Raw genomic sequence first — 12486 nt, 5'->3', positions numbered from 1 at the left:
TCAGCCTCGCGCTCCAAACCGCACGAGGAGGGTGCTGCATGATCATTCAGGCCTGCATCAACGGCGCGCGCGACGCGGCCTTCCATCCGGCCTTGCCGCTGACGCCGCAGGCGATGGCGGCCGATTGCCTTGCCTGCATTCTGGCGGGCGCCGGCGAAATCCATCTGCATACGCGTGGCGCGGATGGGCGCGAGAGCCTTGCGGCCGAGGTGATGGACGAAACGATGCGGCTGGTGCGCGCGGCCGTGCCCGGCACGCTGGTCGGCGTTTCCACCGGAGACTGGATCGAGAAGAGCGATGCGCGCACGCTTGCGGCCATCGCCGCCTGGCGGGAGCTGCCGGACTACGCCTCGGTGAACCTGTCGGAACCGGCCGCACCCGCCGTCATGCAAGCCCTCTCGGCGCGCGGCGTGGGGATCGAGGCGGGGCTCGCCTCGGTTGCCGATGCGGAGCGGCTTGTCGGCCTCACGCTGGAGCGGCCGCCCTTGCGCATCCTCATCGAGATCGGCGAGCAGGATTTTGACGCGGCGACGGCGGTTGCGGAGGGCATTCATGCGGTTCTCGACAAGGCCGGCCTGCGCCGGCCGGTCCAGCTGCATGGCATGGACGAGACGGTCTGGCATTTTACCGGGATTGCGGCCATCAGGCGATGGTCGACGCGTGTCGGTCTGGAAGACGGGCGGATGCTGCCGGACGGAACGGTGGCGGCGGACAATGCGGCGCTGGTGCGGGCGGCGGTGGAAATCTACCGGCAGATAGCCGCTCAATAGGGCAGGCCGACATAGTTCTCCGCCAGCACCGTCTCGGCGGCGCGGGAATGGGTGAGGTAGTCGAGCTCGGCTTCCTGGATATTCTGGTCGAAGGCGCCGGTGCCGGGGAAACGATGCAGCATGCTCGTCATCCACCAGGAAAAGCGCACGGCCTTCCAGACGCGGGCGAGCGCCTTCTGCGAATAGGCGTCGATGCCGGCATTCGAGCGCTCCGCGTAGTGCTCGATAAGGCCGCTTGCGAGGTAATGCACGTCGCTTGCCGCAAGATTGAGGCCCTTCGCGCCGGTCGGCGGCACGATATGGGCGGCGTCGCCGACGAGGAACAGCCGGCCGAACCGCATCGGCTCGGCGACGAAGGAGCGCAGCGGCGCGATGGACTTTTCGAAGCTCGGCCCCGTCACCATCGCCGCGGCATGATGGGCGGGCAGGCGGCGGCGCAACTCGTCCCAAAAGCGGTCGTCCGACCACGCCTCGATCTTCTCGTCCAGCGCGCACTGGATGTAATAGCGGCTGCGGGTGAGCGAGCGCATGGAGCAGAGCGCGAAGCCGCGGGGATGATTGGCATAGATCAGCTCGTGATCGACCGGCGGCACCTCGGCGAGAATGCCGAGCCAGCCGAAGGGATAGACCTTCTCGAAGGTGCGGATGGCCTGTTCCGGCACGGCCTTGCGGCTGGCGCCGTGAAACCCGTCGCAGCCGGCGATGAAATCGCAATCGATGCGATGCGTCACGCCGTCCTTCTCATAGGTGACGTAGGGCGATCCGCCGTCGAAACCGTGCGGCGTGACATGGCTCGCCTCGTAGATCGTTAGCCGGCTTTCGGCCTCGCGCGCCTCGATCAGGTCCCGCGTCAGTTCGGTCTGGCCATAGACCATGACGCGTTTGCCCTCGGTGAGATCGAGCAGGTCGATGCGGTGGTCGCGGCCGTCGAAGGCGAGTGAGAAGCCGTCATGCGGCAGGCCCTCCGCCTTGAGGCGTGTGCCGACACCGGCGGCTTCCGCCAAGCGAACCGTGCCTTCCTCCAGCACGCCGGCCCGCACGCGCGACAGGATATGCGCGCGGCTGGAACGGTCGAGAAGGACGGTGTCGATACCGGCCTTGCCCAGCAACTGGCCGAGCAACAGGCCCGACGGACCCGACCCGATGATGACGATCTGAACGCGCATGATGTCCTCTCCCTGACATTTCGCAAAGTTTCGGGAAGCCGGCGGGCTTGCGCAATGGACGGATCGCGCCTTCACTTGTACAAAACGAACATTGCCATCGGGAGGCGGCGACATGGCGAAAACCGTTCCGACCTACGATCTCTATGGCGAAAGGGCGGGAAACAGGCCGGATTTCTGGCTGCATTGCGAGACGATACCGTCACGCAGCAGTCTTCATCGCTATGAGATCGGCCTGCACCGGCACGAGAGCTTTTTCCAGATCCTGTACATTTCCGCCGGATCGGGCGACGCGCGGTTCGGCGCCGAAACAGTGGCGCTGACGCCGCCGGCCATCGTCACGATGCCGCCGGCGGTCGATCACGGGTTCCGCTTTTCCCGCGATGTCGATGGTCACGTCTTCACCCTGCTCGGCTCGCATCTGCGCCTTTCCGGCGAGGTGGGGCGGTTTGCGGCCGAGCCCCGCGTGACGCCGCTCGATGCCGGCGATCCGGATGGCGGCTTCGTGTTGGCGGCGCTGGAGCGGCTGGCCGGCGAATGGGCGGGGCGGCGCGGCGGCCGCACGGACCTGATGGAGGCCTATCTGGTCTCGGTGCTGACGCTTGCGGCACGGCTGTGGAGCCGGGACAACCCCACGCAAGGGGTGGGTGAAGCGACGGGCGAGACGGCGCGGCGCATGGAGCATCTCAACGGCCTGATCCAGCAGCATTTCCGCAGCCAGAAGCCGGCGCAGTTCTATGCGCGGGAAATCGGCATTTCGCCGACCCATCTCAACCGCGTCGTCAAGGCGGCGACTGGGCTGACGGCGCATGCCTATATCGTGCGAAAGCTGATCGACGAGGCGAAGCGCGCGCTGGTCTTCACCGAGGCGACGGCGCAGGAGATCGGCCTTGCCCTCGGTTTTGCCGATGCCGCCTATTTTTCCCGCTTTTTCCTGCGGGCGGCGGGCGCCACGCCACGTGCCTTCCGGCTGGCGGAGCGGGCGCGGCTGGCGGCTCAGTCGTCGGAATAGCGCTCTTCCGCCCAGGGGTCGCCGCGCATGTGATAGCCGTTGCGCTCCCAGAACCCGGCCTGGTCGCCGGGCAGGAAATCGATACGCGTCAGCCACTTGGCGCTTTTCCAGAAATAGAGATGCGGCACGACGAGGCGCATCGGCCCGCCATGTTCGGCGGAAATCGGCTTGCCCTCCCAATGGGTGGCGAGAATGGCGTCCTCGGCGGCGAAATCGGCCAGCGGCAGGTTGGTCGTGTAGCCATCATAGCTCGTCAGCATCACGAAATTCGCTTCCGGCCGGGGCATCACCAGATCAAGCAGGTCTCGCGTGGAAACACCTTCCCAGCGGTTGTCATAGCGCGACCAGGTCGTCACGCAGTGGATGTCCGACAGTTTCCGGCTTTGCGGCAAGGCGAGAAAGTCCGTCCAGCCGAAGGAAACAGGGTTTTCCGCGCCGCCCTTCACATCGAGCCGCCAGCTTTCCGGGGGGATGACCGGTTGCTGGCCGAGATCGAGCACGGGCCAGTTCGTCACCAGATGCTGGCCGGGCGGCAGGCGGTCGGTTTCCGGCCGGGCGATGCGGCCGGTCAGGAACTTGCCCTGGTCTGCCCATTGGCGCTTGGTGCGGGTGAGCTTGCTCTCGTCGTCGGGCATGGCGGCCTCCTGTTGCGCTGCAAAAGGTGGGGGCCATGCGTGCGGTCTGTCAAGATCAGGCGAGCAGCGGCCGCAGCGCCGCCTGCACCGCGCGCATCGCCGGCAGGTAGCGTTCGACCATTTCTTCCGCGGCGGCATGGGCGGCCGGTGCGCCGATATTGAGGGCGGCGACCGTGCGGCCGCGGGCGTTTTCCAGCGGCACGGCGATGGAGCGCAGGCCGATCTCGAGCTCCTGGTCGATCAGGGCGAAACCCTGTTTGTGGACCTTCGAGAGTTCCTCCAGCAACGCGTCGGGATCGGTCTTGGTGAAGGGCGTGTTGGCCTTGCGCTCGGAAGCCTCGATGATGGCGCGGGCGTCCGCCTCGGGGAGGGCTGCGAGCAGCACGCGGCCCATGGAGGCGCAATAGGCCGGCAGGCGCGAGCCGGCCATCAGGCTGATCGACATGACGCGCTTCTGCGCGGCCCGCGCGACATAGACGATATCGGCGCCATCGAGCACCGAGGCGGACGCGCTCTGGCCGACGGTTTCGGACAGCTGGTCGAGAAACGGCTGGACGAGCCGCGGCAGCGGGGTCGCCGAGAGATAGGCATGGCCGAGCCGCAGGATTTTCGGCGTCAGCTCGAAGAACTTGCCGTCATAGGCGGCGTAGCCGAGTTCGGCGAGGGTGAGCAGGCATCGCCGCGCCGTCGCCCGGTCGAGGCCGGTTTCCCTGGCGATATCGGTGATGGTGAGGCGCGGCTTCGTCTCGCCGAAGGCCTCGATGACCCGCAGGCCCTTGGCGAAGCCGCCGATGAAGTCCGTTTCCCGCATGGTTGTTCCCGTCGCTGAATGGATGCTCTCCTCCTCCCGACGTCATCCTCGGCCTTGAGCGAGGATCCACGCGGCACGCGCGGCGGGTGGATGCTCGGGTCAAGCCCGAGCATGACGGAGGAGAGGGCAGTGCATGCCGGCTAGTCAATCCATTTTGTGCGTATATTGAACAAAAGTCAAATAACGCACAAAATGCATTGCCGCTCTTCCCCTTCGGATCTACCTCTCTTGCCGACATCGGGAGATTGGCATGGACAAGAGCATCTCAAGTCTGGCGGAAGCGGTATCGGGCATCGGCGACGGAGCGACGGTGATGATCGGCGGGTTCGGCGGCTCCGGCGCGCCGATCGAGCTGATCCACGCCCTGATCGATACGGGGGCGAGGGACCTCACCGTCATCAACAACAATGCCGGCAACGGACGCGTCGGTATCGCGGCGATGATCGATGCGGGGCGGGTGCGCAAGATGATCTGCTCCTTCCCGCGCTCCTCCGATCCGCGCGCCTTCACGGAAAGCTATCTGGCCGGGAAAATCGAATTGGAACTGGTGCCGCAGGGCACGCTGGCCGAGCGCATTCGCGCCGGCGGCGCGGGCATTCCTGCTTTCTACACGCCGACGGGTTTCGGCACGGAACTCGCCGAGGGCAAGCCGGTCGCGGAATTCGATGGTCGCATGTATGTGCAGGAACGCTGGCTGAAGGCGGATTTCGCGCTGATCAAGGCGCATGTCGGCGATCTCAACGGCAATCTCACCTACAACAAGGCCGCCCGCAATTTCAGCCCACTGATGTGCATGGCGGCGGGCAAGACCATCGTGCAGGTCTCCCGGCTGGTGCCGCCTGGCGGCATCGATCCCGAACAGGTCGTTACACCGGGCATCTTCGTCGACCAGATCATCGAAGTCGCTAATCCCGGCCAGGAAGAAGCGCTGATCCGTGCAGGAGTGGCCTACGCATGACTATCGATACACGCGAAGACATCAAGCTTTCCAACGCCCAGATTGCCTGGCGCGCCGCACAGGACATTGCCGACGGCGCCTATGTGAACCTCGGCATCGGCTTTCCCGAGATGGTGGCGCGCTACCAGCCCGAAGGACGCGAGGTGATCTTCCATACGGAAAACGGCATTCTCGACTTCGGCGAGGCGCCGCCACCGGGTGAAGAGGACTGGGACCTGATCAATGCCGGCAAGAAGGCGGTGACGCTGAAGCCGGGTTCGGCCTTCTTCCACCATGCCGACAGCTTCGCCATGGTGCGCGGCGGGCATCTCGATGTGGCGATCCTCGGCGCCTACCAGGTGGCCGAGAACGGCGACCTTGCCAATTGGCGCGTCGGCGCGAAGGGCGTGCCGGCGGTGGGAGGCGCGATGGATCTGGTGCATGGCGCAAAATCGGTCGTCGTCATCACCGAACATGTCACCAAGAACGGCGAACCGAAGCTGGTGGAGCGTTGCAGCTTTCCGCTGACCGGTGTCGGCTGCATCACCCGCATCTATACCAGCCATGCCGTCATCGACGTTTCCAACGGTCGCTTCGTGCTGCGTGAAAAGCTTGAAGGCATGACGGTCGCGGAATTGCAGGCTATGACGGGCGCGACACTCCATCTCGACGGCCCCGTCGCCGACCTCGTCGTGCCGGAACTCTGAGGAATATCATGTCTGACGCCTATATCTGCGATTATATCCGCACGCCCATCGGCCGTTTCGGCGGTTCGCTCTCGTCCGTGCGCGCCGACGATCTCGGCGCCATCCCGCTCAAGGCGCTGATGGCGCGCAACACGGGTATCGACTGGGAGGCCGTCGACGACGTGATCTATGGCTGCGCCAACCAGGCGGGCGAGGATAACCGGAACGTCGCGCGCATGTCGTCGCTGCTGGCGGGCCTTCCGGTTTCGGTCTCGGGCACGACGATCAACCGTCTCTGCGGCTCGGGCATGGATGCCGTCATTGCCGCCGCGCGCGCCATCAAGGCGGGTGAGGCGGACTTGATGATCGCCGGCGGCGTCGAGAGCATGAGCCGCGCGCCCTTCGTCATGCCCAAGGCGGAGACGGCGTTTTCGCGGAACGCTGAAATCCACGACACGACGATCGGCTGGCGCTTCGTCAATCCGGTGATGAAGAAGCAGTACGGCGTGGATTCCATGCCGGAGACCGGCGAGAACGTTGCCGAAGAGTTCAAGGTGTCGCGCGAGGACCAGGATGCCTTTGCCCTGTGCTCGCAGGCCAAGGCGGCTGCGGCGCAGGCGAATGGCCGTCTGGCCAAGGAGATCACACCCGTGACCATTCCGCAGCGCAAGGGCGATCCGATCGTGGTGGAGAAGGACGAGCATCCGCGTGCGACGACTATGGAGGCGCTCGCCAAGCTCGGCACACCCTTCAGGAAGGAGGGCGGCACGGTGACGGCGGGCAATGCGTCGGGCGTCAATGACGGTGCGGCGGCACTGATCGTCGCCTCCGAGGCGACGGTGAAAAAATATGGCCTGACCCCGATCGCCCGCATTCTCGGCGGCGCCATGGCCGGCGTGCCGCCGCGCATCATGGGCATCGGCCCCGTCGCGGCCACGGAGCGCCTTTGTGCCCGCCTCGGCCTCAAGCTCTCGGATTTCGACGTGATCGAACTCAACGAGGCCTTCGCCTCGCAAGGCCTCGCCACGCTGCGCCAACTCGGCATCGCCGACGATGCCGGACAGGTCAATCCGAATGGCGGTGCCATCGCACTCGGTCATCCGCTCGGCATGTCCGGTGCGCGTATCACAGGGACTGCGGCGCTGGAATTGCAGCTCACCGGCTGCCGGCGCTCGCTGTCCACCATGTGCATCGGCGTCGGACAGGGCATTGCGGTGGCGCTGGAGCGGGTCTGAGTCACTGTGTCCGGGCGGTTGACAAGCCGCCCGGCATTTCGCACCCATGCGGTCCGATATTTTCGTTTCGATGACGGCCCGCTCATGTCCAAGACCACCCGCGCCACCCAGGCCCTCGCCAAGGCCGGCGTTTCCTTCACCCTCCATACCTATGACTACGACCCGACCGCCGACCGGGTCGGCATCCAGGCCGCCGAGGCCTTGGGGGAGGATCCGGCGCGCGTGCTGAAGACGCTGATGGCGGAGGTGGATGGCAAGCCGGTCTGCGTGATCGTGCCCTCCGATTGCGAGGTCAGCATGAAAAAGCTCGCCAGCGCCTTCAAGGGCAAGTCGGCCAATATGATGAAACCCGCCGATGCCGAGCGGCTGACCGGCTTCGTCGTCGGCGGCATCAGCCCGTTCGGGCAGAAGAAACACGTGCCGACGGCCATCGAGGAGACGGCGCTGGTGCATGAGGCCGTCTATATGAACGGCGGCCAGCGTGGCTTGCAGGTGCGGCTTGCGCCGCGCGATGTCCTGACGGCGCTGAAGGCGATTTCCGCATCCGTCATCGCCTGATTGCGCCTTCTCATTCGGCGCTCCGCACACTAAGTTTCATTCATCGATTTCAGAAAGACAGGCCTGTCATGACATACCCCGCCAATTCCGCCGCCGCCGTTGATCCCGCAAAACTCGACAAGCTCGCCGAGGTCGCCGTGCGCGTCGGCCTGCAGCTTCAGAAGGGGCAGGACCTCGTGATGACGGCGCCGATTGCCGCGCTGCCGCTCGCCCGCCTCATCACCAAACACGCCTACAAGGCCGGCGCCGGCCTCGTCAGCACCTTCTATGCCGACGAAGAGGCGACCCTCGCGCGCTATCACAATGCGCCGGACGAGAGCTTCGACCGTGCCTCGGACTGGCTCTACGAGGGCATGGCCAAGGCCTATGCCAATGGCGCGGCGCGCCTCGCTATTGCCGGCGACAACCCGATGCTGCTTGCCAATGAGGACCCGGCCAAGGTCGCCCGCGCCAACAAGGCCAATTCCATGGCCTACAAGCCGGCGCTGGAGAAGATCGCCAATTTCGACATCAACTGGAACATCGTCTCCTATCCGAACCCGTCCTGGGCCAGGCAGGTGTTCCCGAATGATCCGGAAGACGTGGCGGTCGAAAAGCTCGCCAATGCGATTTTCGCCGCCTCGCGCGTCGATGTCGCCGATCCCGTCTGGGCCTGGGCCGAGCACAATGCCGGCCTCGCCAAGCGTTCGGCCTGGCTGAACGGCGAGCGTTTCGCAGCCCTCCACTTCACGGGACCGGGCACCGACCTGACGGTTGGCCTCGCCGACGGCCACGAATGGCACGGCGGCGCGTCCACGGCGAAGAACGGCATCACCTGCAATCCGAACATCCCGACGGAAGAAGTGTTCACGACGCCGCACGCGCTGCGCGTCGAAGGCCATGTCTCCTCGACCAAGCCGCTGTCGCATCAGGGCACGCTGATCGACGACATCCAGGTGCGCTTCGAAGGCGGCCGGATCGTCGAGGCGAAGGCCTCGAAGGGCGAAGCGGTGCTGAACAAGGTGCTGGACACCGACGAGGGCGCGCGCCGGCTCGGTGAAGTGGCGCTGGTGCCGCATTCCTCGCCGATCTCGGCGAGCGGCATCCTGTTCTACAACACGCTGTTCGACGAAAATGCCTCCTGCCATATCGCGCTCGGCCAGTGCTATTCCAAGTGCTTCCTCGATGGCGCAAACCTTTCACCGGAACAGATCCGCGCGCAGGGCGGCAATGAAAGCCTCATCCACATCGACTGGATGATCGGCTCCGACAAGGTGGATATCGATGGTATCCGCAATGACGGCAGCCGCACTCCGGTCATGCGCGGCGGCGAGTGGGCCGGCGAGCGCGGATGACCCATCTCGGCGTGATCGGCGGCGGTGGCTGGCTGGCCGGGGCTCTGCTCCGGCCGGTTCTGACCGACCGCATCATCAAACCCGCCGATCTCGTCTTGTCCTCGCGCTCCGGCAATATTTCGGGCTTCGAAGCCTGGCCGGGCGTGCATATGACGACGGACAATGCGATCCTCGTCGATGCCTCCGACGTCATCCTCCTCTCCATCCGCCCGGCCGATATCGAGGCGCTGCAGCTGGATCTGCGCGGGCGCTTCGTGATCTCGGTCATGGCGGGCGTGACGGCGGAAGAGATTTCCGACCGGTTTGGCGCACAGCGCATCGTGCGGGCGATGCCGAATGCCTGTGCCGAACAGCGCCTGTCCTTCACGCCGTGGTTCGCAACACGGGATGTGCGCCGATCGGAGCTGGACTTCGTCCGGCGGTTCTTCGCCGCGTCCGGCCGCGAGCATGTCATCAGCGGGGAATACGAGCTGGATTACTTCACGGCGTTGACCGGGTCGGGCGCGGCCTTTCCGGCACTGATGGCGGACGCGATGATCCGTCACGCCATCGAATCCGGCATCGACCCTGATACGGCCGACATCGCGGTGCGTCAGCTTTTCCTGGGCGCTGCGACGCAGATGGCCGGCATTGCGCAGACACCCGCCGACATCGTTGAACTCTTCATGGAATATCGCGGCACCATGGCCGCCGGCCTCTCCGCCATGGTCGAGGCCGACCTTGCCCATGCCGTCTTCAAAGGGCTGACGGCCGCGCGGCGGAAGGCGCAGCGCGCGGACTGACCGTCTTAGCCGCCGGGGCCGACTGCGCCCATTGGCTGAGCCAGACGCTCGCGAGAACCACCACCATGCCGGCGATCTGGAGCAGGTTGAGATCCTGCGCCAGCAGCGCCCAGCCGAGCACGACGGCGACGAGCGGGCTGAGGAAGCCGAGCGGCGAGACGGTCGCCGGGTCGAGCCGCGACAGGCCGCGGAACCAGACGATATAGGTCAGCGCCGCACCGATGCCGCCGAGATAGACGAAGCCGAGCAGGTTCTGCACGGAGGGAGCCGGCAAAGCGGGTTCGAAGAACAGCGCGACGGGCACCAGCAGCAGGCCGCCGGCCGTCAATTGCCAGGCGGTGAAGGTGAGCGGCGGCACGGGCGGCTGCCAGTGGCGCGATAGAACCGTGCCGAAAGCCATAGAGACCGCGCCGGCAAGGCCGGCGGCGATGCCGATCGGATCGAGATGGGCAGCCGGTGTCAGCACGAGAAGCGCGACCCCGCCGATGCCCGCAAGGCCGGCGACGACGGCAAGCGGACGCACCGCCGTTCCCATCACGGCGCGCGACAGGCCGAGGACGATCAGCGGCTGGATGGCGCCGACGGTCGCGGCAACACCGCCGGGCAGGCGATAGGCCGAAACGAAGAGCATCGCCCAGAAGAACGAGAAGTTCAGCGCGCCGAGCAGGAATGTGCGCGGCCACCAGATGCCTTTCGGCAGCTGGCGCACGAGCGCGAGCAGGATGAGACCGGCCGGCAGGGCGCGCAGCATGGCCACCGTCAGCGGATAGCCTGACGGCAGAAGCTCGGTCGTGACGATATAGGTGCTGCCCCAGATAGCCGGTGCGGTCGCGGTGATGAGAATGTCGGAGGTGCGAGACATGAATATCTCCATTAAAAGAATCTTGATATCAAGATATCTGATTTTATCTTGACGTCAAGATAGTTGCCGGCTTTAGTCGCGCCATGGATCATGTCGACAGAATTCTCGCCCAGTGGAACCGCGAACGGCCCGACCTCGATGTCGAGCCGATGGGGCTTCTCGGCCGCATTGCGCGGCTGCGTACCCATCTGGCGCGGGAGATCGAAAAGGCGCTGGCCGCCCATGGGCTGAATTCGGCGAGTTTCGACGTTCTGGCGACGCTGCGCCGTTCCGGACCGCCCTATCGGCTATCGCCGGGCGATCTCATCGCCACGACCATGGTCTCCTCGGGCACCATGACCAACCGGCTCGACCAGCTGGAAAAGGCCGGTCTCATCGAACGGTCGCACAATCCGGACGACCGGCGCGGCGTGATCATCGCGCTGACGCCGAAGGGGCTCGCGCTGGTCGATGCGGCAGTGACGGACCATGTCGAGAACCAGCACAAGCTGCTCGACGGTCTCGATGCGCAGGAGCGCGCGGCGCTTGATGGCCTGCTGCGCAAATTTCTCGGCGAATTCGAATAATTCAGATTTTGTCGACGAGTTTTTCGACGCGCAGAAGATGTGCGCGCCGCGTGGTGTCGTCGATGCGGTCCATGTCGTGCAGGCTGACCAGCTTGAAATCCAGCCCCTTGGCGCAGAAGGCGGCGATGCCGCGCTTCAGCAGGCGCTTGACGGGATTGCCCATATAGAAGTTCACGACCCACCAGGGCGAGCCCGTCGTAGTGAAGGCCCAGAACAGGTGGATGTTGCCGAGCCGCGGCTGGATGCGCCCGCCCTGCGGATCGTTCTCGAAGGCGACGCCGGGCGCGAAGACGCGGTCGAAGAAGCCCTTGAGGATGGCCGGGAAATTGAACCACCATTGCGGGAAGACCAGCACCAGCCCGTCGGCCGCTTTCAGCCTGCTGATATAAGGTTCGGCTTCAGAGGGATCGTAGTCCGGCTCGAAATAGCGGCCGCGCTCGGACACGCTGAGGCGCGGGTCGAAATTCTCGCGGTAGAGATCGAGAAGATCGACCGTATGGCCGTTCTCCGTGAGCTTCCGGCGCACCGTTTCGGCCGTGCTGGCGGCAAAGCTGTCTTCCAGGGGATGGGCGAGCACGAGCAGGATACGCATGGCGACCTCAGAACAGCGAGCCCTGGCGCGGTGCCGGTTTGGCCGCCTCCGTCTCCGGCTTGGCCGCTTTCTTGCGCGGCGGCGTGCTGCCGCCCGAAGGGGTGCCCGCGCCGGTGACGGCGTCGACGCTGCCGTCGGCGAATTCGATGGCGATGGCGCGGCCGGGGCCAAGCGCTGTCGCCCCCTTCACTGGCACGCCGTCCTCGTCGCGCACCAGCGCATAACCGCGCTTCAGCACGTTGCGGTAGGAGAGCGATTGCAGCACGCGGTCCTGTGCCTGAACGAGGGCGCGGCGGCGCGAGAGATCGCCGGATAGCGCGCTTTCGGCCCGCAAGGCGAGGCCCTTGAGCTTGTCGCGCGAACGCTCGGTCTGCGCCTTGATGCGGGCGGGCGTGGCGCGCAGCGACACGTCGAAGGCGGAGAGGCGGGCGCGCAGCTGGTCGAGCCGGCGCTCTACGATGCGCTCGGCGCGCTGGACACGGTCGGCGACGCGCTGGCGGCGCTCGGCGATGCGGGTCAGCAGCATATCGGGCCGCAGATGCG

The 12486-nt window shown here is 65.7% G+C and carries 15 protein-coding genes; 9 read left to right on the top strand and 6 right to left on the bottom strand.

Annotation, left to right across the window (positions count from 1 at the left end; translation table 11 throughout):
• The first annotated feature begins 38 nt into the window (after window positions 1-38).
• Window positions 39-770: a 3-keto-5-aminohexanoate cleavage protein gene (locus AC27VQ_RS17425; RefSeq protein WP_488717264.1), complete on the top strand. Its 732-nt coding sequence runs from the start codon at window positions 39-41 to the stop codon at window positions 768-770.
• Here AC27VQ_RS17425 and pobA read toward each other — a convergent pair.
• The gene (gene pobA, locus AC27VQ_RS17420; RefSeq protein ID WP_488717263.1) at window positions 764-1936 is read right to left on the bottom strand and encodes a 4-hydroxybenzoate 3-monooxygenase; all 1173 of its coding nucleotides are present in this window, start codon (window positions 1934-1936) and stop codon (window positions 764-766) included. The two genes, AC27VQ_RS17425 and pobA, sit on opposite strands and share 7 nt — an antisense overlap.
• A gap of 112 nt (window positions 1937-2048) precedes the next feature.
• Here pobA and AC27VQ_RS17415 point away from each other — a divergent pair, with 112 nt between their 5' ends.
• Complete coding sequence (locus AC27VQ_RS17415) at window positions 2049-2945, top strand: helix-turn-helix domain-containing protein (RefSeq protein ID WP_488717262.1); 897 nt, start codon at window positions 2049-2051, stop codon at window positions 2943-2945.
• Here the strand turns inward: AC27VQ_RS17415 and AC27VQ_RS17410 are convergent.
• Together AC27VQ_RS17410 and AC27VQ_RS17405 are read right to left on the bottom strand one after the other, a co-directional pair.
• Window positions 2930-3580: a sulfite oxidase-like oxidoreductase gene (locus tag AC27VQ_RS17410; protein WP_488717261.1), complete on the bottom strand. Its 651-nt coding sequence runs from the start codon at window positions 3578-3580 to the stop codon at window positions 2930-2932. The two genes, AC27VQ_RS17415 and AC27VQ_RS17410, sit on opposite strands and share 16 nt — an antisense overlap.
• Window positions 3581-3635: 55 nt before the next feature.
• A complete protein-coding gene (locus AC27VQ_RS17405) occupies window positions 3636-4391 on the bottom strand; it encodes an IclR family transcriptional regulator (protein ID WP_488717260.1) in 756 nt (251 codons plus the stop codon).
• A gap of 250 nt (window positions 4392-4641) precedes the next feature.
• Here AC27VQ_RS17405 and AC27VQ_RS17400 point away from each other — a divergent pair, with 250 nt between their 5' ends.
• The 6 genes from AC27VQ_RS17400 to AC27VQ_RS17375 all read left to right on the top strand — a co-directional run bounded on the left by AC27VQ_RS17400 (window position 4642) and on the right by AC27VQ_RS17375 (window position 9923).
• Window positions 4642-5349, top strand: coding sequence for a 3-oxoacid CoA-transferase subunit A (locus tag AC27VQ_RS17400; RefSeq protein ID WP_488717259.1), 708 nt, complete (start codon window positions 4642-4644; stop codon window positions 5347-5349).
• The gene (locus AC27VQ_RS17395) at window positions 5346-6035 is read left to right on the top strand and encodes a CoA transferase subunit B (RefSeq protein ID WP_488717258.1); all 690 of its coding nucleotides are present in this window, start codon (window positions 5346-5348) and stop codon (window positions 6033-6035) included. The genes AC27VQ_RS17400 and AC27VQ_RS17395 overlap by 4 nt, the downstream gene beginning before the upstream one ends.
• Window positions 6036-6043: 8 nt before the next feature.
• Entirely contained in the window at window positions 6044-7249 is a 1206-nt protein-coding gene (gene pcaF / locus AC27VQ_RS17390; RefSeq protein WP_488717257.1) for a 3-oxoadipyl-CoA thiolase, read from the top strand.
• An 84-nt stretch (window positions 7250-7333) separates the two neighbouring features.
• Window positions 7334-7807: a Cys-tRNA(Pro) deacylase gene (gene ybaK, locus AC27VQ_RS17385; RefSeq protein ID WP_488717256.1), complete on the top strand. Its 474-nt coding sequence runs from the start codon at window positions 7334-7336 to the stop codon at window positions 7805-7807.
• 68 nt (window positions 7808-7875) lie between these two features.
• A complete protein-coding gene (locus tag AC27VQ_RS17380; RefSeq protein WP_488717255.1) occupies window positions 7876-9141 on the top strand; it encodes an aminopeptidase in 1266 nt (421 codons plus the stop codon).
• Window positions 9138-9923: a pyrroline-5-carboxylate reductase family protein gene (locus AC27VQ_RS17375; RefSeq protein ID WP_488717254.1), complete on the top strand. Its 786-nt coding sequence runs from the start codon at window positions 9138-9140 to the stop codon at window positions 9921-9923. The genes AC27VQ_RS17380 and AC27VQ_RS17375 overlap by 4 nt, the downstream gene beginning before the upstream one ends.
• Here the strand turns inward: AC27VQ_RS17375 and AC27VQ_RS17370 are convergent.
• A complete protein-coding gene (locus AC27VQ_RS17370) occupies window positions 9877-10797 on the bottom strand; it encodes an EamA family transporter (protein WP_488717253.1) in 921 nt (306 codons plus the stop codon). The two genes, AC27VQ_RS17375 and AC27VQ_RS17370, sit on opposite strands and share 47 nt — an antisense overlap.
• A gap of 71 nt (window positions 10798-10868) precedes the next feature.
• On the opposite strand from AC27VQ_RS17370, the gene AC27VQ_RS17365 reads away from it, so the two are divergent.
• A complete protein-coding gene (locus AC27VQ_RS17365; RefSeq protein WP_117367438.1) occupies window positions 10869-11351 on the top strand; it encodes a MarR family winged helix-turn-helix transcriptional regulator in 483 nt (160 codons plus the stop codon).
• A 1-nt stretch (window position 11352) separates the two neighbouring features.
• Here the strand turns inward: AC27VQ_RS17365 and AC27VQ_RS17360 are convergent, their stop codons facing one another.
• Window positions 11353-11943 (bottom strand): NAD(P)H-dependent oxidoreductase, encoded by a 591-nt coding sequence (locus AC27VQ_RS17360; RefSeq protein WP_488717252.1) that lies wholly within the window; start codon window positions 11941-11943, stop codon window positions 11353-11355.
• Between the two features lie 7 nt (window positions 11944-11950).
• Window positions 11951-12486 (bottom strand): exodeoxyribonuclease VII large subunit (locus tag AC27VQ_RS17355; RefSeq protein WP_488717251.1); only part of this gene is annotated, 536 nt, incomplete at its 5' end.

This window comes from Shinella sp. 20P9.1.1 (assembly GCF_057798995.1).
The sequence above is the reverse complement of the archived record's forward strand: the minus strand, read 5'-3'. Positions and strand labels throughout refer to the sequence as shown.

What these genes read in the sequence shown, in the direction of transcription:
- AC27VQ_RS17425 (WP_488717264.1), top strand. Translation starts at nt 39, where the DNA reads ATGATCATTCAGGCCTGCATCAACGGCGCGCGCGACGCGGCCTTCCAT.
- pobA (WP_488717263.1), bottom strand. Translation starts at nt 1,936, where the DNA reads ATGCGCGTTCAGATCGTCATCATCGGGTCGGGTCCGTCGGGCCTGTTG.
- AC27VQ_RS17415 (WP_488717262.1), top strand. Translation starts at nt 2,049, where the DNA reads ATGGCGAAAACCGTTCCGACCTACGATCTCTATGGCGAAAGGGCGGGA.
- AC27VQ_RS17410 (WP_488717261.1), bottom strand. Translation starts at nt 3,580, where the DNA reads ATGCCCGACGACGAGAGCAAGCTCACCCGCACCAAGCGCCAATGGGCA.
- AC27VQ_RS17405 (WP_488717260.1), bottom strand. Translation starts at nt 4,391, where the DNA reads ATGCGGGAAACGGACTTCATCGGCGGCTTCGCCAAGGGCCTGCGGGTC.
- AC27VQ_RS17400 (WP_488717259.1), top strand. Translation starts at nt 4,642, where the DNA reads ATGGACAAGAGCATCTCAAGTCTGGCGGAAGCGGTATCGGGCATCGGC.
- AC27VQ_RS17395 (WP_488717258.1), top strand. Translation starts at nt 5,346, where the DNA reads ATGACTATCGATACACGCGAAGACATCAAGCTTTCCAACGCCCAGATT.
- pcaF (WP_488717257.1), top strand. Translation starts at nt 6,044, where the DNA reads ATGTCTGACGCCTATATCTGCGATTATATCCGCACGCCCATCGGCCGT.
- ybaK (WP_488717256.1), top strand. Translation starts at nt 7,334, where the DNA reads ATGTCCAAGACCACCCGCGCCACCCAGGCCCTCGCCAAGGCCGGCGTT.
- AC27VQ_RS17380 (WP_488717255.1), top strand. Translation starts at nt 7,876, where the DNA reads ATGACATACCCCGCCAATTCCGCCGCCGCCGTTGATCCCGCAAAACTC.
- AC27VQ_RS17375 (WP_488717254.1), top strand. Translation starts at nt 9,138, where the DNA reads ATGACCCATCTCGGCGTGATCGGCGGCGGTGGCTGGCTGGCCGGGGCT.
- AC27VQ_RS17370 (WP_488717253.1), bottom strand. Translation starts at nt 10,797, where the DNA reads ATGGAGATATTCATGTCTCGCACCTCCGACATTCTCATCACCGCGACC.
- AC27VQ_RS17365 (WP_117367438.1), top strand. Translation starts at nt 10,869, where the DNA reads ATGGATCATGTCGACAGAATTCTCGCCCAGTGGAACCGCGAACGGCCC.
- AC27VQ_RS17360 (WP_488717252.1), bottom strand. Translation starts at nt 11,943, where the DNA reads ATGCGTATCCTGCTCGTGCTCGCCCATCCCCTGGAAGACAGCTTTGCC.